We start from the raw sequence: 19,719 nt of genomic DNA, 5'->3' as shown, positions 1-19,719 counted from the left end.
GACCATGCCCGCCGCGCGCGAAGATATCAGGGACTTTCTGCGCCGGGCGCAGGCTTCGATCCTGGTGGAAGTGACGGGCGCGGCGGGCTCGACGCCGCGCGACACGGATGCCTTCATGCTGGTGTCGGAACGCGGCATCTTCGCGACGATCGGCGGCGGGCAGCTCGAATATATGGCGATCGACCATGCGCGGCGGGCGCTGCGCTTCAACGTCGCCGCCGAGCCGATGAACGTGCCGCTCGGCCCGGAAATCGGCCAGTGCTGCGGCGGCCGGGTCGGATTGACCTTCACGGCGGTGACGCCGCTGATTGCGCGTGACCTCATTGCCCGCAGCGATCGCGAAATGGCCTCGCGCCCGCATGTCTATGTCTTCGGTGCCGGCCATGTCGGCGATGCGCTCGCCATGGCGCTGTCGCTGGCGCCGCTCCGCGTCATTCTGGTGGATACCCGCGAGGACGAACTCATCGCCTCGACGGTGCCGCGCATCGAGACGTGCCTGACGGCGATGCCCGAGGCCGTGGTGCGCGACGCGCCTGCCGGCAGCAGTTTCGTGATCCTGACTCATGACCACGCACTGGATTTCCTGATCGCCGCCGAAGCGCTGAAGCGCCCGGATGCCGCCTATGTCGGCATGATCGGCTCGAAGACCAAACGCGCCACATTCCGCAACTGGCTGTCGCGCGAAATCGGCCATCCCGATCTGTTCGAAAACCTCGTCTGCCCGATCGGCGGCACGGCGGTAAAGGACAAGCGCCCGGCCGTCATCGCGACGCTTGCCGCGTCGGAGATCATGACGGCGGCGCTGACATGGTCGGCAAAAGGGGCTCAGTCCTCGTCGGCCGTTTCAACCGCCGGCTCCTCGCCAAGCAGCTTGCCGATCAGCCGCTGACATCGCTCGGCCATGAAGTCGATCATCAGGCGCACTTTCGGGTCCTGAAACCGCTTGTGCGGGTAGATGGCGGCGAGCTGGGCGGAGGCGGGCGGGGTTTCCTTGAGGATCTCCACCAGACGGCCGTCGGTCAGATGCGCCTTCACCTCGAACAGTGGCTTGTTGATGATGCCGCGACCCTCCAGCGCCCATTGCGTCAGCACGTCGCCGTCGTCGCTGTCATAGGGGCCGCCGACCTCGAATTTGCGCGGACCGTCTGCGGTGACGAGCGTCCAATAGTATTCCTTCGAGCCGGGATAGCGCAGCAGGAGACATTCGTGCTTGTCGGCGATCAGCGCATCGGCGTTCTTCGGTGTGCCGCGGCGGGCAAGATAGTCCGGCGAGGCGCAGAGCACGCGCTCGCATTTGAGGATACCGCGCATGCGCAGGTTGGAATCCTCGAGCACGCCCAGCTTGAAGGCGACATCGACGCCCTCGGCGAGGATATCGACATTGTGGTCCGACAAGCGCACGCGCACCTCGATATCCGGATACTTGTCGTGGAATTCCGGAATGCCGGAGGCGATCAGCCGGCGGCCGATGCCGAGCGGGGCGGTGATGCGCAGCGACCCCTTCGGGTTGCGCGAGAGGTCGGCGATGGCGGCTTCCGCCTCGTTGACGGCCTCGATGATCTTCACCGCGCCTTCGTAGAACACCCGGCCGTGCTCGGTCGGCGACAGCTTGCGCGTGGTGCGGTTGAACAGCCGCACGCCGAGATGGCGTTCGAGTTCCTTAATGCGATTGCTGGCGACCGCGGGGGTGACGCGCTGGTCGCGCCCCGCCGCCGAGAGGGTACCGAGTTCGACCACGCGAACGAAGACGCGCACATTATCGAGATAGGACATGGCCCTTTCTACCACATCGGTGTGCGGAGCAAAGTGGGGGTCATCTTTTAGTTTTTTTTGAAAGTGTTAGTGATTCACCGGGATTTTCTAGAAAATGACTTGATGGCATTCATTTCCGTGAAGATCGGGAGGAGGGTATCCCCATGTACGAATACGCCATTGCCTGGGATTGGGTCATGTTCGCGGTGCGCTGGCTGCATGTCATCACGGCCATCGCCTGGATTGGTTCATCGTTTTATTTCGTGGCGCTCGACCTCGGCCTGAAGAAGCATCCCGGCCTGCCGGCGGGTGCGCATGGCGAGGAATGGCAGGTGCACGGCGGTGGTTTCTACCACATCCAGAAGTACCTCGTGGCACCCGCCGCGATGCCGGAACATCTCGTGTGGTTCAAGTGGGAAAGCTATGCCACCTGGCTCTCGGGCTTCGCGATGCTCTGTCTCGTCTATTATGCGGGTGCGGACCTCTACCTCATCGATCCGAACGTGCTGAATGTATCCAAGCCGGTGGCCATCGCCATCTCGCTCGGTTCGCTCGCCTTCGGCTGGATCATGTACGACCTGATCTGCAAGTCGCCCTTCGGCAACGACAACACGCGCCTGATGGTGGCGCTGTATTTCATCCTCGTCGTCGTCGCCTGGGGTTATACGCAGCTCTTCACCGGCCGCGCCGCATTCCTGCATCTCGGCGCTTTCACGGCCACGATCATGTCGGCGAACGTGTTCTTCATCATCATGCCGAACCAGCGCATCGTCGTCGCCGACCTCATCGCCGGCCGCACGCCCGATCCGAAATACGGCAAGATCGCCAAGCAGCGCTCCACGCACAACAACTACCTGACGCTGCCCGTGCTGTTCCTGATGCTGTCGAACCACTATCCGCTGGCCTTCGGCACGGAGTTCAACTGGATCATCGCCTCGCTGGTCTTCCTGATGGGCGTCACGATCCGCCACTACTTCAACACGACCCACGCCGGCACGGGCAATCCGACCTGGACCTGGCTCGTCACCGCCCTGCTCTTCGTCGCCATCATGTGGCTTTCCACGGTGCCGAAGATCCTGACCGGTGAAGCGGCCGATGCTAAGCTCTCGGCCGCCCAGCAGCCCTTCGTGACGGCGGAAGCCTTCCCGAAGGTGCGCGATACGATCGCGGGCCGCTGCGCCATGTGCCACGCCAAGGAGCCGGGCTGGGAAGGTATGGTCACGCCGCCGAAGGGCGTGACGCTGGAAACCGACGGCGATATCGCCAAGCATGCCCGCGAAATCTATCTCCAGGCCGGCCGTTCGCATGCAATGCCGCCGGCCAATGTGACCCAGGTCTCGGACGAGGAGCGCAAGCTCTTCGTCGCCTGGTATGAAAGTGCGGTTAGCGGGGAGAAGACCCAATGACCGAGCGCCTGATCCGCGGACGGGTGCTGACCTTCGTCGCCGAGCCTCAGGGCATCGACGACACGGCCTCCTATCGCTACTTCGAGGACGGCGCCGTCTTCGTGCGTGGCGGCAAGGTGGTGGACGCAGGCGATTATGCTGACATCAGCAAGCTTGCCGGCGCGGATGTCGAGGTGGCCGATCACCGGCCGAACCTCGTTCTGCCGGGCCTTATCGATACGCATTTGCACTTCCCGCAGACCCAGGCAATCGCCTCCTACGGTGCGCAGCTCCTCGAATGGCTGAACACCTATATCTTCGTCGAGGAGCAGAAGTTCGCCCAGGCCGCCCATGCGGCAGCCGTGGCGGACCGCTTCATGGACGAACTCTTGTCGAACGGCACCACCACGGCCGTCGCCTATTGTTCGGTGCATCCCGAAAGCGTCGACGCCTATTTCACGGCGGCCGAAGCGCGCGGCATGCGCATGATCGGCGGCAAGGTGATGATGGATCGCAACGCGCCGGAAGCGCTGCGCGACACGCCGCAACAGGGTTATGACGAGACCAAGGCGCTGATCGAAAAGTGGCACGGCCGCGGCCGGGCGCTCTACGCCATCAGCCCGCGCTTCGCCATCACCTCGACGCCGGAGCAGATGGAGATGAGCCAGGCGCTCGTCGCCGAGCATCCGACCTGCTACGTCCAGACCCATCTTTCGGAGAACCACGACGAGATCGCCTTCGCGACCTCGCTCTATCCGAAGGCCAAGGACTATACGGACATCTATGCCCGCTATGGCCTTCTGAACGAGCGCATGCTGCTCGGCCACTGCATCCATTTGAGCGACCGCGAAATCGGTGTCCTTGCCGAAACCCGCAGCGTCGGTGTTTTCTGCCCGACCTCGAACCTGTTCCTCGGTTCGGGCCTGTTCGACCGCGACCGGTTCGACAAGGCCGGTGCCCGCTGGTCGGTCGCGACCGATGTCGGCGCCGGCACCAGCTTTTCCATGCTGGAAACGATGGACGAGGCCTACAAGGTGCTGCACCTCCGGGGCCAGAAGCTCACGCCGTTCAATTCCTTCTATCGCATGACGCTCGGCAATGCCCGCGCGCTCGGCCTGGAGAACGAGATCGGTTCGCTGCATGCGGGCGCGGACGCGGATATCGTCGTGCTGGATTCCAGCGGCAAGTCGGCGATGGAATACCGCATGCGCACGGCGAAATCGCTGCTGGAGGAGCTGTTCATCCTTCAGACGATGGGCGACGACCGCTGCGTCGCCGAGGTCTACATTGCCGGCAAGCCGATGAAGGGCAAGGGCAAGCGCGCAGCGGCGGCAAGCCGGTTGCTCGAAAACACCTGATTATTTGACGGTGCAGACACCATTCGCGCCGCCGTGTCCCGTATAGGAGACGGCGGCCGAACCATCCGGGTTGATGGAGAGCGAGACCGTCACCCCGTGGCCCTTGGCCTCGTAGTAATTGTCGTTGAAGACGTGAAGTTTCGCTTCCTTGCCATTGATATAGATCGGCCCGCCCTCGTCGGCATGCACCTCGATATTGCCGGGGCAAGTGGCATTGACGAGCGGGATTTTCGCGAAAGCCGGGCTTGCAACAAACAGCGCTGCGGCGGCAACGGCAAAACGGGCTTTGGTCATCGGCAAATCCTTTCGTGATATCGCCGCAAGACTGGCACTCGTGCCGGTGAAGTCAAGCGCGTTTCACCCGCCCGCCCATCGCCTTCGTCAATCCTTCCGCCGCCGCCCGCACGACCGGGCCGAGCGCATCGACCTTGCTGTCGGGCAGGCGCACCGCCGGCCCGGAGACGGAAATGCCGGCCACGGCCTCGCCATATTCGTCGAAGATCGGCGCGGCGACGCAGCGCATGCCGAGCGTGTGTTCCTCGTCATCGATGGAGAAGCCGCGGGCGCGAATTTTTTCGATATCCGCGAGCAGCAAGGGCACGCTGTCGCGGGTCTTGTCGGTGAAATGGGCGAGCGTGCGGCCGGCCAGCAGCGCTTCGATGCGGGCATCCTGCCAGGTGGAAAGGATCGCTTTTCCGATGCCCGAGGCATGGATCGGCCCGCGCCGGCCGGGACGGAAAAAGGCGCGCATCGGCGCATGGCTTTCCACCTGCGAGATGAAGACCACATCGCCGTCGTCCTCGATGGCGATATTGGCGGTCTCGCCGCAGCCCTCCATCAATTGTTTGAGGAAGGGACGGCTGATCGTGCCGAGCTTGCGGAAGCGCAGATAGGCGGTGCCGATCTCGAAGGCCTTGACGCCGATCGTCCAGGCGCCGGTCTCGCCGTCATGGGTCACCATGCCGTGCTGGGCAAGCGAGGTCAGCAGACGGTGTACCGTGGAGGGCGCCATGCCGGACTGGTCGGCAAGGTCGGTCAGGCCTGCGCCATCGGCCTGCGCCACCAGGTCCAGCAGCTTCAGGCTTCTATCCAGCACCTGCACGGAGGACGGTGCGGCATCTGCCGCCGGTTTTCGGCCGGGCCGCCCGCGTGTCTTTTCCTGATGCTCCGCCATAGCCATTCTCCCTCGTCGCCGCATCATTCCATATCTGGCTCGCGGTGATTGTTCCAGATTCGTTGAAAATGTTTATTTCCATCTGATGGGATTGATTTCCATTTTGTGATTGCGCGTCGAACGGAATTCGCTACCTTCCATCCCAAGAGACGGAGGAAAAACCCATGGCAAAAATGCGTGCTGTCGATGCAGCGGTTCTGGTTCTGGAGAAGGAAGGCATCGATTGCGCCTTCGGCGTTCCGGGGGCTGCAATCAATCCCTTCTATTCGGCGCTGAAGGCCCGCGGCTCGGTCCGCCACATCCTTGCCCGCCACGTCGAAGGCGCAAGCCATATGGCCGAAGGCTATACCCGTGCCCGCGCCGGCAATATCGGCCTGTGCATCGGCACCTCCGGTCCCGCCGGCACCGACATGATCACCGGCCTCTATTCGGCCCAGGCCGACTCGATCCCGATCCTCTGCGTCACCGGCCAGGCGCCGCGCGCGCGCCTCGACAAGGAAGATTTCCAGGCGGTCGATATCGCCAAGATCGCAGCCCCCGTCACCAAGTGGGCCGTCACGGTCATGGAGCCGGGCCTCGTTCCCTATGTCTTCCAGAAGGCCTTCCACACCATGCGGTCGGGCCGTCCCGGTCCCGTTCTGGTCGATCTGCCGATCGACGTCCAGCTCGCCGAGATCGAGTTCGACATCGACGCCTACGAGCCGCTGACGCCCTACAAGCCGGCCGCGACCCGCGCCCAGGCCGAAAAGGCCCTGACGATGCTCAACGCATCCGAGCGTCCGCTGATCGTCGCTGGCGGCGGTATCATCAATGCCAATGCCTCCGACCTCTTGGTCGAGCTTGCCGAAATCACCGGCGTCCCCGTCATCCCGACCCTGATGGGCTGGGGCACGATCCCGGACGACCACCCGCTGATGGCCGGCATGTGCGGCCTGCAGACCTCGCACCGCTACGGCAATGCGACGCTGCTCGCCTCGGACTTCGTCTTAGGCATCGGCAACCGCTGGGCCAACCGCCACACCGGCAACATCCCGACCTACACGGAAGGGCGCAAGTTCGTTCACGTCGACATCGAGCCGACCCAGATCGGCCGCGTCTTCACGCCCGACTTCGGCATCGTCTCGGATGCGGGTGCTGCCCTGCAGGTCTTCGTCGAGGTTGCGACCGAATGGAAGGCTGCCGGCAAGCTGCGCGACTGGTCCAACTGGGCCGGCGAGTGCCAGGACCGCAAGCGCACCATGCTGCGCAAGACGCATTTCGACCAGATGCCGCTGAAGCCGCAGCGCGTCTATGAAGAGATGAACAAGGCCTTCGACCGCGACACCTGCTACGTCTCGACCATCGGTCTTTCCCAGATCGCCGGCGCGCAGTTCCTGCACGTCTACAAGCCGCGCAACTGGATCAACTGCGGCCAGGCCGGCCCGCTCGGCTGGACGCTGCCGGCAGCGCTCGGTGTCCGCGCCGCCGATCCGGACCGCAAGATCGTCGCTCTGTCGGGCGACTACGACTTCCAGTTCATGATCGAGGAACTGGCCGTCGGCGCCCAGCACAAGCTGCCCTACCTGCATGTCGTCGTGAACAACTCGTATCTCGGCCTCATCCGCCAGGCCCAGCGCGGCTTCAACATGGACTTCGAGGTCTCGCTCGCCTTCGACAACATCAATGCGACGGGCGATTCGGAAGCCGGCTACGGCGTCGACCACGTCGCGGTTGCCGAAGGTCTCGGCTGCAAGGCGATCCGTGTCCGCAGCGCCAACGAGTTCCAGGAAGCCTTCAACACGGCTGAGAAGCTGATGAAGGAACACCAGGTTCCCGTCGTCATCGAGTTCATCCTCGAGCGCGTCACCAACATCGCCATGGGCGCTGACATCAACGCCGTCGTGGAGTTCGAGGAACTGGCCGAACGCGGTGAAGATGCGCCGACCGCGACGCTTGCCGCACTGCTCGATTGATTTTAGGGAGAAGAAAATGCCGAAATTTGCGGCCAACCTGACCATGCTCTTCAACGAGGCGCCCTTCATGGAGCGTTTCGCGCTTGCCGCCAAGGCCGGCTTCGAGGGCGTCGAATATCTCTTCCCCTACGATTTCGACAAGGACGCGATCCGCGCCGAACTCGACAAACATGGCCTGACGCAGGTGCTGCACAATCTGCCGGCCGGCAACTGGGCCGGTGGCGAACGCGGCATCGCCGTCCTGCCCGACCGCGTTGACGAGTTCCGTGAAGGTGTGGCCAAGGCGATCGATTACGCGACGACGCTCGGCTGCAGGCAGATCAACTGCCTGTCGGGCATCGCGCCGGCCGGCGTATCTGACAGCGTGCTGCGCGCCACCTTCGTCGCCAACCTGAAGCTGGCGGCCGCCGAACTCGGCAAGCACGGCATCAAGCTCTTGATCGAGCCGATCAACCACTTCGACATTCCGGGCTTCTACCTGAACACCCCGGACCAGGCGGCCTCGATCATCGCGGAAGTCGGTTCCGACAACCTCTATATCCAGTACGACCTCTACCACCAGCAGCGCACCGAGGGCGAACTGATCGGCACGTTCAAGAAGCACCAGGCGAAGATCGTCCACGTGCAGCTTGCCGACAATCCCGGCCGCAACGAGCCGGGTACCGGCGAGATCGCCTATCCCTTCGTGTTCAAGACGCTTGACGCGCTCGGCTACGACGGCTGGATCGGCTGCGAATACAAGCCGCGCACGACCACCGAGGAAGGCCTCGGCTGGCTCGCTGAAGTCGGTCGCTGAACAAGCAATACTTTTAGATTGGGAGACAAAATCATGGCAAATATCGGTTTCATCGGCCTCGGTATCATGGGCACCCCCATGGCGCGCCACCTGCAGAATGCCGGCCACACGGTCATCACCTCGAAGTTCTTCATCCCGCCGCACAAGGATCTCGTCGATAACGGCCTCAAGATCGTCGACAGCCCGAAGGCGCTGGCCGAGACCGTCGACACGATCATCCTCATGCTGCCCGACACCCCGGAAGTGCAGGACGTTCTGTTCGGCGAAAACGGCGTCGCCCTCGGCCTCAAGGCCGGCAAACTCGTCATCGACATGAGCTCGATCTCGCCGATCGCCACCAAGGAATTCGCCAAAAAGGTCCGTGAAACCGGTGCCGAATATGTCGACGGTCCGGTTTCGGGCGGCGAAGTCGGCGCCAAGAATGCTTCGCTCTCCATCATGGCCGGCGGTTCGCAGGAAAGCTTCGACCGCGCGCTTCCGCTCTTCCAGCTGATGGGCAAGAACATCACGCTCGTCGGCGATTGCGGCGACGGCCAGGTGACCAAGGTCGCCAACCAGATCATCGTCGCTCTCACCATCGAAGCCGTTGCCGAAGCCCTCGTCTTCGCGTCCAAGGCCGGTGCCGATCCGGCCCGCGTCCGTGAAGCGCTGATGGGCGGCTTTGCCTCCTCGCGCATTCTCGAAGTGCATGGCGACCGCATGGTCAAGCGTACTTTCGATCCTGGCTTCCGCATCTCGCTGCACCAGAAGGACCTCAACCTGGCTCTCCAGGGCGCCAAGGCGCTGGGCGTTTCGCTGCCCAACACCGCCTCGACGCAGGAACTCTTCAACCAGTGCGCCGCCCATGGCGATGCCGGCCTCGATCACTCAGGTCTCGTCACGGCGCTGGAGCGCATGGCGAACCACGCCGTCGCATGACGGCCTGACCGGGCGGGGAGGGGAGCCCCGCCCGGTCACCCTTTCTGGAGGAGGAGACATGGCCCCTCATCCCGCCGCGTCGTTACTCATTCGAGGGACGGCGCCGGCTTGCGGATGAGGGGTTATGTTTTATAAGACCTGCGCACCGCAGATTTGGAGGAACCGATGCCCGCTATCGCAGACCCGCGCGCCTTTCTCGAAACCCTGTTTTCCGTTGCCGTCGCCGCGGCCGATCCGGACAAGGTTCTGGCTGCCAATCTGCCGGAAAAGCCGAAGGGCCGCACGGTGGTGATCGGTGCCGGCAAGGGTGCCGCGCAGATGGCCCGGGCCTTCGAGCGCCTGTGGGATGCGCCGCTGACCGGCGTGATCGTCACGCGTTACGGCTATGCCGTGCCCTGCGAACGCATCGAGGTTCTGGAAGCTGCCCATCCGGTGCCTGACGACAGCGGCCTGCTCGCCTCCGGCCGGCTGATGGCCGCCGTGCGTGGCCTCACCGAAGACGACCTCGTCGTCGCGCTGGTCTGCGGCGGCGGCTCGGCCCTGCTGCCCGCACCCGCCGGTGACCTGACGCTGGCCGACGAGATCGCCGTCAACAAGGCGCTCTTGGCCTCCGGTGCGCCGATCAGCGCCATGAACGCCGTGCGCAAGCAGGTCTCGCGTATCAAGGGCGGCCGGCTTGCCGCCCTTGCGCACCCGGCGCGCGTCGTTTCGCTGGTCGTTTCCGATATTCCCGGCGACAACCCGGCGCTCGTTGCCTCCGGCCCGACCATTGCCGACGCAACCACACGCGCCGACGCGCTGCGCCTCATCGAGCGCTACCGCCTTGACCTGCCCGAAGCCATCATGCGCCATATCCGCGACGGCAAGGACGAGCCGCCGCTGCCGAGCGACGCGTGTTTTGCCCGCAACGAGGTGAAGCTGGTCGCCTCCGCCGCCGTGTCGCTCGAAGCCGCCGCCGAAGCCGCCCGCAAGGCCGGCGTCGAGGCTGTCATCCTCTCCGATGCCATCGAGGGCGAGGCCTCCGAAGTTGGCCGCGTGCATGCCGCTATCGCTGCCGAAGTGGTGCGCCGCGACCGGCCGTTCACGAAGCCCGTCGTCATTCTCTCGGGCGGCGAAACCACCGTGACGATCAAGGGCAAGGGCAAGGGCGGCCGCAACGGCGAGTTCCTGCTGTCCTTCGCCTGCGCGGCCGACGGCCTCGAAGGACTTTACGCCCTTGCTGCCGATACGGATGGTATCGACGGTTCGGAAGACAATGCCGGCGCCTTCGCCGATGGCACCACCGTCGCGCGCCTCGCCGACAAGGGCAAGGACGCCGCCGAGTACCTCTCGCGCAATGACAGCTGGACGGTTTTCGACACGCTCGGTGACCTCTTCGTGCCGGGGCCGACCGGGACGAATGTCAACGACTTCAGGGCGATCCTCATTCAATAGCCCAAACAAAACAGCCCCGGCTTGCCGGGGCTGTTTTGTTTTGATGTTTTCCCTTTTCCGTTGCCTCCCACCAACGTCATCCTCGGGCTTGACGCGAGGATCGACGCCCCACCCGCAGCGGGCGGATGCTCGGGTCAAGCCCGAGCATGACGGAGGAGAAGGCGTGAACTTTAAGCGGCCGGCTGCTTGGTCTTGCGCAGGTAAGGCAACACCGTATCGAACGAGCCGAAGCGGGCGATGGCGTCCTCGTTGGAAACGGCGGCCGTGATGATGACGTCGTCGCCCTGTTGCCAGTTGGCCGGCGTGGCGACCTGGTGCTTGCTGGTGAGCTGGATCGAATCGATCGCGCGCAGGATTTCTGCGAAGTTGCGGCCCGTGGTCATCGGATAGGTGAGGATCAGCTTGATCTTCTTGTCCGGGCCGATGACGAAGACGGAGCGAACCGTGGCGTTGTCGGCGGGCGTGCGGCCTTCCGAGCTATCACCGGCAGCGGCCGGCAGCATGTCGTAGAGCTTGGCGACCGCGAGGTCCTTGTCGCCGATCAGCGGATAGTCGACGTCGAAGCCGGTGGCGGTGCGGATGTCGGCCTTCCACTTGCCGTGGCTTTCGACCGGATCGACCGAGATGCCGATGATCTTGACGCCGCGCTTGCGGAACTCGCCTTCGAGGCCGGCCATGGCGCCGAGCTCGGTGGTGCAGACCGGAGTGAAGTTCTTGGGGTGCGAGAAGAGCACGGCCCAGCCATTGCCGATCCACTCATGGAAATTGATCGTGCCGGCGGTGGTTTCGGCGGTGAAATCAGGAGCGATGTCGTTGATGCGAAGGCTCATGGGGGTGGTCCTCTCTGTCGTGCGGGGCCGCAGGCAGAGCCCGCGAAACGTGTATCCGGGCGGTTAGATAGACCGAAAATCCCGGCTTGCCTATAGCGGCAGGGTGCCGCCGCTGGGGACCGGCGAGCGCATCTTTGCGCCGTTCTCGCTGCCGCAAACACGGCTTTCGGCAAGTCCCGCGCTCTGCGCCAAACCGTTCCGCCAAGCCGCCTCCGGGTGGAAAGGCGATTTTATTTTACCGGACAGGCAAAACGGCCCTATTCGCCGATTTCGGCGCGTCCGCTTGTCAGATCGACGATCAGCCGCAGTGTCTCTTCCGCCCGCTCCGAGGGAATGCGGAAGAACAGACGCGCACCGCTGTCATGGAAAACCTCGTCGTCGATCATCAAGCCCGGCAGCGCCGCAAGCCGTGCCTTGACCAGTGCCAGATCGGAAAAGCCGAGCGAGACGGAGAGCGCCGCGCGCTCGACATATTCCGTTTTGGCCGCCGCCCGCAGGCAAAGGGATGCCGTGCCGCCATAGGCGCGCATCAGCCCGCCGCTGCCGAGAAGAATGCCGCCGAACCGGCGCGTGACGACGACCAGCGTGCGATCGAGCGCCTGGCCATCGATGGCCTGCAGGATCGGCTTGCCCGCCGTGCCGCTCGGCTCGCCGTCGTCGCTGAACCGATAGGCCTGGCCGATGCGCCAGGCCCAGCAATTGTGGTTTGCCGAAAGGTCGGAAACTTCCGTCAGCCGCGCTTTCGCCTCGACCTCGCTCTCGACCGGGCAGGCGATTGCCAGGAACCGGCTCTTGCGGATCTCCTGCTCGAAATGCTCGGTCTGGTCCAGCGTGTACAAGGGGGCGGCGTCCATTCGGGTTACCGCCTCCTAGCCGTTCGGAGGCCTCGCCGGCAAGCGCAGAATAATGCACTAATTCTATAGACTATTGACAGTCGCCACGATTTCGCCATGATGCTTGCCGGGACGTTAAAAACGGGAATTGCACATGATGTATCTCGGCGGCGTGACGCTTGGCTATTTCAACCTCTATCCGGTCGGCTTCCAGCCGAAGGATGAACAATCCGCACAGGCCGAGACGGCCGGTAACATCACCGAGGAGCGCCTGCCGCTTGAGGGCAGCCGCCTTTCCTCCGCCCGCCGCCCGGTGCAGTGGCCGCTGCATGTCTTCTTCTGACGGCCAAATACCCGACTACAGGAAATGATGGATGATTTCCTGTAGTCGGGTTTTGCCGACCCGATCGGGAACGGAACGCATCGGCCGGCTTTCGCCAGTAGCGTTCATCCTGCGTTAAGGTTTTGTAGACAAATTGCGTGAGACGGCGGAAGACCGCCCCGTCGGCGCCATCATCGACCGTTTGCAAGGCCTGCTCATGTTTCCGGACGATCCGGTTTTCCTCCTGTCGATGGTTGTCGCCACGCTCGGCCGTTCCAGTGAACTGGACGCACTTTTCGCCTCGCTTGCCGCCTTCGGCCGGCGCGATTTCGAGGTCATCCTCGTCGATCAGAACAAGGACGACCGGCTCGTTCCCATCGTTGCCGCCTGGGCCGACCGCTTGATGATCCGCCATCTCAGGACCGACCGTCCCGGCGTCTGCCGCGCCCGCAATCTGGGTGCCGCCGAGGCGCGCGGCACATGGCTGATTTTTCCCGACGACGACTGCTGGTATCCTGCCGATCTCCTGAAGCGTTTCGATGCCATCTCTGCCGCGGAACCTGCGGATTTCTATTGCGGCCGTGCCGTCAATGCCGAAGGCGAGACCATCATGGGGCGGTTTTCGCTGGAGCCGCAGCCGATCGTGCGGGACAATGTCTGGACGACGCTGATCGAATGGATGCTGTTCGTCCGCCGCGAAGCCTTCGCCAGGGCGGGCGGCTTCGATGCGCGCATCGGCCCCGGCTCCGGCACGCCCTGGGGGGCCTATGAGGTGCAGGACCTTGCCCTGAACCTCCTGTCGAACGGTGCGAAGGGCCGCTACGACCCCGCGCTCGCCGGCCACCACCCTGACGACCGCCTGCTTGCCGAAACGCCCGACGGTGCGCGCAAGATGCGCATCTACGGCGCCGGCCTCGGCTATGTCATGCGCAAACATGGTTACCGCTTTGTGGACTACCTGCCCCATCTCCTGCGCCCCATCGCCGGCATGGCGGTTTTTGCGCTGACCGGCCGTTCCGCGCGTGCCCGCCGCTCGCGGGAAATCCTCGCCGGACGCTGGTCCGGCTGGCGCTCGGCACCCTCGGGAACGACGATATCTTAAGGGTTTCGTCCTAGGGTTCCCCGCTGAAGAACCGCGGCGTTTCCGCGGTCGCATGCGGCGGATGGAACGACCGATGAGTAAGGGCATTATGTCCAATTCGATCATGAACGCGGCGGCGGGAATGCTGCTGCTGGTGACGGGCTTTGCCTGTTCGATTCTCGTGGCGCGCCTGCTCGGGCCGGAGGCGAACGGCACGATTGCGTTTGCGCTGTGGATCGGCGCCACTGGCGCGCTGGTCGCCGAGCTCGGCACGGGCGTGCTGCTTCTCCGCCTCCTGCCGCAACTCAAGGCGCGCGGCGTCGATGAGGTGGGCCGGCGCGGCTTTGCAGCCTATCTCGCGCTGCCGGTCATCGCCTCCACGCTGCTGCTCGTCGCGCTTTATTTCGGTCTCTCCTTCAAGACCCCGCTGCTATACGGCACGGATGTCACGACCGGCATCGTCGTGCTCACGGCCGCCCTACTGCTCATCCAGTCGATCGGATCGTTTTCCAAGAATTTCCTGATCGGCGAACAGCGCGTCGGCACCTTCTTCCGCATCACGGCGCTCTCCTCCCTGCTTCAGATGAGCTTCGTCATCGCCGGTGCCGCCTTCTACGGCATCGATGGGGCTCTGTTCGGTTACATTGCCGGCCAGTGCGTGCAGTTCCTCTACACGCTCGGCCTGTTCGGCGTGCGCCGAGACAATGCCGGCTACCGCCGCCGCTATCTGCTCGCCACCTCGGCGGTGCTGTTCTTCGAATATGTCGTCAGCGCCATCTTTTTGAGCCGGCCGGAACTGTTCTTCCTGCAGCATTTCCGCTCGCTCGGCGAGGTCGGCTATTATGCCGTGGCGCTGTCGCTCGCCAATCTGGCGCTGCAGCTCCCCGTGCAGCTGACGGGCAGTCTGCTGCCCTACTATGCCGAGCGGCGCGAAGCCTCGGGCGGCATGGTGCACGTCGCCGTGTTCGACGGCGTGGTTCGCAGCTTCGCCTATATCACCTTTCCGCTATGCTTCGGCCTTGCGGCCATCGCCCATCCGCTGGTGACGGCGGTCTATGGCGCGCCCTTTGCCGAGGCCGGGCTGGTCGTCGCGATCCTCGCGGCGGGGTCTCCGGCCTATGTGCTCGGCCAGCTCATCACGCAATATCTCTATTCCATGGACCGGGTGAAAATCCGGCTTGCCGCCTCGGGCATCGGCGCCACGCTGATGGTCGTGGGCTGCCTTCTCGTCGTGCCGACCTGGGGCGGGGCGGGGGCGGCGACCGTGCGCGGCGTGGTCTTTGCCGTCATCGCCGTGCTGCTTCTGACCGGCGTCGGCCGCGGCGCCATGTCGGCGCAGCTGCCGGGCGTGCTGATCAAGGTGGCGCTGGCGGGGGCGGGCTGCGGCCTCGCCGCCTGGCCGGTCGCCGAGGAGATCGGCGGCTTTGTCGGCGTGGCTGCCGGCATTCTGGCCGGCGCCGTCGCCTATGCGGCGCTGCTGCGCCTGCTGCGCGCCGTGCCGCCGGAGGATGGCGCGGTCATCGACGGCATGCTGAAATCGTTGCCGATGAAACCCGGCCGCATCGCGCGCCGGCTGCTGGCCTTCGTGGTGCCGATACCGGCCGCCCAGCCAGCGGGGGAATGAGGGGGACGCATGTATCGGAGCGAGGAGAACAGCGAGGCAATGGCTGAGCAGGTCACCAGATCCGCCTGGCATTCCGGTGAGGCGGCGCATCCCGTCGTCTTCGGCGGAACCGTCGGCCTCTACACGCCGCCGGCTGCCGGTAGCCTGCTCTCGGATGCCGCCGTGCTGTTTCTCAGCCCCTGGGGTTTCGAGGAGATGTGCACGCGCAAACTCTGGCGCCTGCTCGCCGAACGCGCAGCAGCGCTCGGCCTCGCCAGCCTGCGCTTCGATTATCCGGGTACCGGCGACGCGCTCGATCTTGTCGAGCCGGCCGGTCTCGCCACCTGGGATGACAGCATCGTCGAGGCCGCCCGCACGCTGCGCCGCTTCTCCGGCGCCCGCCGGCTGGTGCTGATCGGCCATGGTCTCGGCGCCACCTTTGCCGAACGGCTGGGCACGGTGCTCGGCGCCGATGCCGCCGTGCTGATGGCACCGGTCGTCAGCGGCCGGTTCTACCTGCGTGAACTCTCCGCCTGGTCGAAGATGGTCGATGAAGGCCTGGGCCTGCGGCAGGAGCAGCGTATTACGACGGGCACCGCCATTGCCGGCCTCGTGCTGCCGGAAAAGATCGCCGAGACCGTGCGCGGCCTCAATCTCGAGCGGCTGGAATCCCAGCCTTTCGCCAGGGCGCTCGTCGTGGAGCGGCCAGGGCGGGATAAGGATGCGGCATTCGCCACTCATCTCGCCACGCTGGGCACCACGGTCTCCCGTTTGGATTATTCCGGCTATGACGATCTCGTTTCCAACCCCACGCTGGCGCACCAGCCGCTGGCGGTGATCGAGGGCGTTGCGGAATGGCTTGCGCAGCTCGCCTACAAGGGCGCGAATGCGGAGGCATCGGAGCCTTTGCCGGGCGCGGTCCATCTGGCCGGCGACGGTTTCATCGAGGAGCCGCTGCGGTTCGGCGACAAGACCCGGCTGTTCGGCACGCTCTGCCTGCCGGACGGTCCGCGGCGCGGCGCTACGGTCCTACTGTTCGGCACCGCCTATGACCGGCAGGCCGGCTGGGCGCGGGGCGTGACGGAAACGGCGCGGCGCCTTGCCGCAAACGGTATTGCCTCGCTGCGCTTCGATGCCGCGAATGTCGGCGACAGCCCGCCGGCGCCCGCCGCACCCGAACAGGTGCAGTACAGCGACACGCAGCTTGCCGACGCCCGCGCCGCGCTCGATCTTCTCGCCGCGCGGGGTCTCGGGCCGGTCGTGGCGGCGGGGCGGTGCAGCGGCGCGTATCTTGCCTTCCGCACCGCCGTCGATGACCGTCGCGTGGCCGCCGTCGTGCCGGTCAATGCCTATACGTTCCGCTGGGATCCGGACATGTCGGTGGATGAGGCGCTCAAGGTCAATCCGCGCTCGCTCGACGATTATCGCCAGCGCCTGTTCGATCCCGCGACCTTCCGCCGGCTTTTCGCCGGAGAGATCAATCTCGGCCGGGCGCTTTCCAATGTCGGCCTACAGATCCTTCGCCGGCTTGTCGCGCTTGCCCCCGGTCTTTTCGGCCGCTTCACCCGCGCCGGCCGACTGAGCCTGGCGGCGCATGGCGATTTCCACGATCTCGCAGTCCGCAAAGTTCCCGTCCTGCTGATCTACAGCGAAGGCGATGTCGGGCTGGAGCGTTTAAAACTCGATTTCGGACGCCGGGGTCTCTCGCACCACGGCAATGTCACGGTCGAGACGATCCCTGACGCCGATCACAACCTGTCGCCGCCACAGGCGCAGGCGACCTATCGCGCGCTGCTGCTAGACGCGGCCCTGAAGGCCGGCTGATCTCAGAAGGAAAGGACAGTTTCCGCGCCGATGCCGCGGACGGTACCCTGCGGCTTTGCCGCGGGGTCAGTGCCTGTGCGCGGTGAGAGCCTGATAGACTTGATCCTGCCCGGCGCCAGATGGAACCAGCTGTCGCAGGCCAGAAAGCCCTCTGCCTCGATGGCGACGGACTGGACGAAACGATCCGTCGAGAGATCGAGCAGCCAGCCCTCCGCATCCTGCCGCAGCTCCGCCGAAAGCAGCGACGGCGCCATCGCCTTCGCCCGGCCGCGCGGGAAATGGAAGGCTTCGGCCACCGTTCGCCCCTCGCCATTGACCAGCCGGGCGACCGTGACGTCATGGGCGGGCGGGCCGAAGCGGAAGGCGTAGGTCGTGTCGAAGAAGGCACCGAAGAGGTCGGTCGCCGGCAGCGTCAGGGCGGAATGTGGGGCAAGTACCATGTCGCGCTTGCCGGAGACGACGGTCTGCCGGCCGTGGCGCAGGCAGGCGAGCTCCAGTGTCAGTTGCTGTTCGTGGGCGCTGTCGTTGCGCACATGCACGTCGAGACCGTTCGTGCCCTCGTCGGACAGCGTGACCTGCATGGGGCGGAAAGCGCGACGCAGCGCATGCCAGGCGGATTTCGGCAGGCCCGTCGCATCGACGATGCCCCAGCCGGCGCCGGGCAGCAGGTCCTGATAGGTCCAGACCAGCGCGCCGTTGCAGGTCGATCGTTCGCGCCGCCATTCGGCAAAGGTCGCTTCCATCACCTCGGCGACGGCAGCGCGGGAGAGATCGAGATAGCGTGACGCGTCTTCGCGGCGCAGGCGGGCCGGCTCTTCCTCATAGAGCAGGCCGAGATAATGATCGCGCACATCCTCGAAATCCCAGGAGGCGCCGCGGTCGCGCGGCACGCGGGCCTTCCAGCGCGGATCGTGCACGGCGGGCACGGGCAGATGTGCGTCGAGCGTTTCCTGCTCCGGCACATTGGCGAAGGCGAGGCTTTCGGCGGCAAAACGCACCTCGGCGCGGCGCGCGTCCTCAAGCGGCCGGCAATAGGCGCCGACGCCGTAATAATGCGTGACGCCGGCATTCGGCGCGAAGGGCATGGCCCCACCGCTGGGCGAATTCTCGACATAGGGCACATCGGGTCGGTGCAACGCAACGAGCGCCGGCAGGACGTCGAGCGTCAGCGGCCCGGCCCAGGTGGTTTCCGGCAGGCCGAGCATCGCCGCCTGCTGGTCGATCTCGCTGCCGCCGCAGAGCACGGCGAGCGATGGGGATGCGGCGGTTGCGTCGAGGAATTGCGAAACTTCCTGCTGCACATTCGCGACGAAGGCCGGATCGTTTGCCGGGTAATCGAAATTGGCGAACTGGAAGTCCTGCCAGACGAGGATGCCGAGTTCGTCGCACAGCGCGAAGAAATCCGGCGTCTCATAGGCCATGGTGCCGCCGATGCGCAGCATGTTCATATGGGCGTCGGCGGCGAGTTTCAGCAGCGGTTCGTAGCGCTCGCGCGTGCCCGGCAGGTCGACGATATCGGCATTGGTCCAGACCGCACCACGGCAGAAAATCTTCGAGCCGTTGACGTGCAGGGCAAAGTCCCGGCCATCTGCGCCGCGGTCGATCTCGATGCGGCGGAAGCCGGTGCGGCCGAGCTTTTGACGCGTGCCGTCCACCATGAGCCAGATGTCGTGCAGGACCGGCGTCCCATGGGTGCGCGGCCACCAGGCCTCGACGCCGGGGATGGTGAGGCTGGCGCTGAAACTGTGGTCGCCGTTCGGGATCGCTTCGACGGAAACGCCGGCACATTCCACGACCGGTGCGGTCGCACTGTCGAGCGTGAAGCCGATTTCGAGTTGGCCTTTCCCGCTTTCGAGAAGCCGGGCGGAGAGACGGATATCGGAGGGAACAGCGGGCGTCGGCCGTGACAGGCGCACGGGTCGCCAAGGGCCTGCGGCGTGAATCTCCGGGCACCAGCCGGGCATACGGCCGAGCAGGGTGGTGCGAACGAGGCGCAGGCCCTGCGGCGTGATCATCTGCGGCCGCCAGCGGGCACGCGGGCCGCGCTTTTCCAGATGCGGCTTCAGCGCACGGAAGCAAAGCGCGAGGCGGTCGCTGCCGGTCAGTGTGACGGGAAGCGCGTGACGCACGAACATGCTGTCGCAGGAGTGCGTCAGCGCGCCGTTCCACCAGATCTCGGTGATCGTCGCGAGGCCGTCGAAATGCAGCACGGCCTCACCCGGCGCTTCGCCCGAGAGATCGAGCACATACCAGGCGTCGAGATGATCGAGCGGTTCGGGCGCGGTGCGGTCGAAGCGGCCGGCGCGTTCCAGCGCACCGGCGACGGTGCCGGGCACGGGGGCGTCGAGGAGATCGGAAAGGCTTTCCAGCGCGGCCGGGTCGGCGGCGGCATTGGCCGCTGTCAACGCCATGCGCCAGCCGGTGGAAAGCGCCTTTCCGGTCTCGGACATCTCGTCT

17 protein-coding genes are annotated in these 19,719 nt (G+C 65.1%); 11 read left to right on the top strand and 6 right to left on the bottom strand.

Going from position 1 to position 19,719, the window contains the following annotated elements; all coding sequences use genetic code 11:
* Positions 1-4: 4 nt before the first annotated feature.
* Entirely contained in the window at positions 5-889 is an 885-nt protein-coding gene (gene xdhC, locus ACOZK4_RS18725) for a xanthine dehydrogenase accessory protein XdhC (RefSeq protein WP_421593175.1), read from the top strand.
* On the opposite strand, the gene ACOZK4_RS18720 is transcribed toward xdhC, so the two are convergent.
* Positions 826-1,773 carry a LysR family transcriptional regulator gene (locus tag ACOZK4_RS18720; RefSeq protein ID WP_421593174.1) on the bottom strand — a complete coding sequence of 316 codons (948 nt, stop codon included), beginning with the start codon at positions 1,771-1,773 and terminating at the stop codon, positions 826-828. The two genes, xdhC and ACOZK4_RS18720, sit on opposite strands and share 64 nt — an antisense overlap.
* Positions 1,774-1,916: 143 nt before the next feature.
* Between ACOZK4_RS18720 and ACOZK4_RS18715 the strand changes: the two genes are divergently transcribed.
* Both ACOZK4_RS18715 and guaD read left to right on the top strand, forming a co-directional pair.
* Entirely contained in the window at positions 1,917-3,158 is a 1,242-nt protein-coding gene (locus tag ACOZK4_RS18715; RefSeq protein WP_313531362.1) for a urate hydroxylase PuuD, read from the top strand.
* Positions 3,155-4,495 carry a guanine deaminase gene (gene guaD / locus ACOZK4_RS18710; protein ID WP_421593173.1) on the top strand — a complete coding sequence of 447 codons (1,341 nt, stop codon included), beginning with the start codon at positions 3,155-3,157 and terminating at the stop codon, positions 4,493-4,495. Before ACOZK4_RS18715 ends, guaD begins: the two co-directional genes overlap by 4 nt.
* Here guaD and ACOZK4_RS18705 read toward each other — a convergent pair whose 3' ends face one another.
* On the bottom strand, positions 4,496-4,789 hold the full coding sequence (locus tag ACOZK4_RS18705) for a hypothetical protein (protein ID WP_421593172.1): 294 nt from the start codon (positions 4,787-4,789) through the stop codon (positions 4,496-4,498).
* 52 nt (positions 4,790-4,841) lie between these two features.
* Positions 4,842-5,669 (bottom strand): HTH-type transcriptional regulator BhcR, encoded by an 828-nt coding sequence (gene bhcR, locus ACOZK4_RS18700; protein WP_313531367.1) that lies wholly within the window; start codon positions 5,667-5,669, stop codon positions 4,842-4,844.
* A 164-nt stretch (positions 5,670-5,833) separates the two neighbouring features.
* Between bhcR and gcl the strand changes: the two genes are divergently transcribed.
* The 4 genes from gcl (at position 5,834) to ACOZK4_RS18680 (ending at position 10,769) form a co-directional block, all read left to right on the top strand.
* Positions 5,834-7,621, top strand: a complete 1,788-nt coding sequence (gene gcl / locus ACOZK4_RS18695) for a glyoxylate carboligase (RefSeq protein WP_421593171.1) — start codon at positions 5,834-5,836, stop codon at positions 7,619-7,621.
* A 16-nt stretch (positions 7,622-7,637) separates the two neighbouring features.
* Positions 7,638-8,417, top strand: a complete 780-nt coding sequence (hyi, locus tag ACOZK4_RS18690) for a hydroxypyruvate isomerase (protein WP_421593170.1) — start codon at positions 7,638-7,640, stop codon at positions 8,415-8,417.
* Between the two features lie 33 nt (positions 8,418-8,450).
* Complete coding sequence (locus tag ACOZK4_RS18685) at positions 8,451-9,335, top strand: 2-hydroxy-3-oxopropionate reductase (RefSeq protein ID WP_421593169.1); 885 nt, start codon at positions 8,451-8,453, stop codon at positions 9,333-9,335.
* Between the two features lie 165 nt (positions 9,336-9,500).
* On the top strand, positions 9,501-10,769 hold the full coding sequence (locus tag ACOZK4_RS18680; protein ID WP_421593168.1) for a glycerate kinase type-2 family protein: 1,269 nt from the start codon (positions 9,501-9,503) through the stop codon (positions 10,767-10,769).
* Between the two features lie 170 nt (positions 10,770-10,939).
* On the opposite strand, the gene ACOZK4_RS18675 is transcribed toward ACOZK4_RS18680, so the two are convergent.
* Together ACOZK4_RS18675 and ACOZK4_RS18670 are read right to left on the bottom strand one after the other, a co-directional pair.
* Positions 10,940-11,599, bottom strand: a complete 660-nt coding sequence (locus ACOZK4_RS18675; protein ID WP_313532618.1) for a peroxiredoxin — start codon at positions 11,597-11,599, stop codon at positions 10,940-10,942.
* 257 nt (positions 11,600-11,856) lie between these two features.
* Positions 11,857-12,438 (bottom strand): IMPACT family protein, encoded by a 582-nt coding sequence (locus ACOZK4_RS18670; RefSeq protein WP_421593184.1) that lies wholly within the window; start codon positions 12,436-12,438, stop codon positions 11,857-11,859.
* A gap of 148 nt (positions 12,439-12,586) precedes the next feature.
* On the opposite strand from ACOZK4_RS18670, the gene ACOZK4_RS18665 reads away from it, so the two are divergent.
* The 4 genes from ACOZK4_RS18665 to ACOZK4_RS18650 all read left to right on the top strand — a co-directional run bounded on the left by ACOZK4_RS18665 (position 12,587) and on the right by ACOZK4_RS18650 (position 17,262).
* Positions 12,587-12,775: a hypothetical protein gene (locus tag ACOZK4_RS18665; RefSeq protein WP_421593167.1), complete on the top strand. Its 189-nt coding sequence runs from the start codon at positions 12,587-12,589 to the stop codon at positions 12,773-12,775.
* A gap of 133 nt (positions 12,776-12,908) precedes the next feature.
* Entirely contained in the window at positions 12,909-13,856 is a 948-nt protein-coding gene (locus tag ACOZK4_RS18660; RefSeq protein WP_421593166.1) for a glycosyltransferase family 2 protein, read from the top strand.
* A 73-nt stretch (positions 13,857-13,929) separates the two neighbouring features.
* A complete protein-coding gene (locus ACOZK4_RS18655) occupies positions 13,930-15,459 on the top strand; it encodes a lipopolysaccharide biosynthesis protein (RefSeq protein ID WP_421593165.1) in 1,530 nt (509 codons plus the stop codon).
* A 39-nt stretch (positions 15,460-15,498) separates the two neighbouring features.
* On the top strand, positions 15,499-17,262 hold the full coding sequence (locus tag ACOZK4_RS18650; RefSeq protein ID WP_421593164.1) for an alpha/beta hydrolase: 1,764 nt from the start codon (positions 15,499-15,501) through the stop codon (positions 17,260-17,262).
* Between the two features lie 2 nt (positions 17,263-17,264).
* Here the strand turns inward: ACOZK4_RS18650 and ACOZK4_RS18645 are convergent, their stop codons facing one another.
* Positions 17,265-19,712 (bottom strand): glycosyl hydrolase 2 galactose-binding domain-containing protein, encoded by a 2,448-nt coding sequence (locus ACOZK4_RS18645; RefSeq protein ID WP_421593163.1) that lies wholly within the window; start codon positions 19,710-19,712, stop codon positions 17,265-17,267.
* Between the last annotated feature and the right edge of the window lie 7 nt (positions 19,713-19,719).

The sequence above is a fragment of the Shinella sp. M27 genome, from assembly GCF_049199905.1.
Lineage (GTDB): Bacteria > Pseudomonadota > Alphaproteobacteria > Rhizobiales > Rhizobiaceae > Shinella.
Note: the sequence above shows the minus strand (reverse complement) of the source record. Positions and strands in the feature narration are given on the sequence as shown.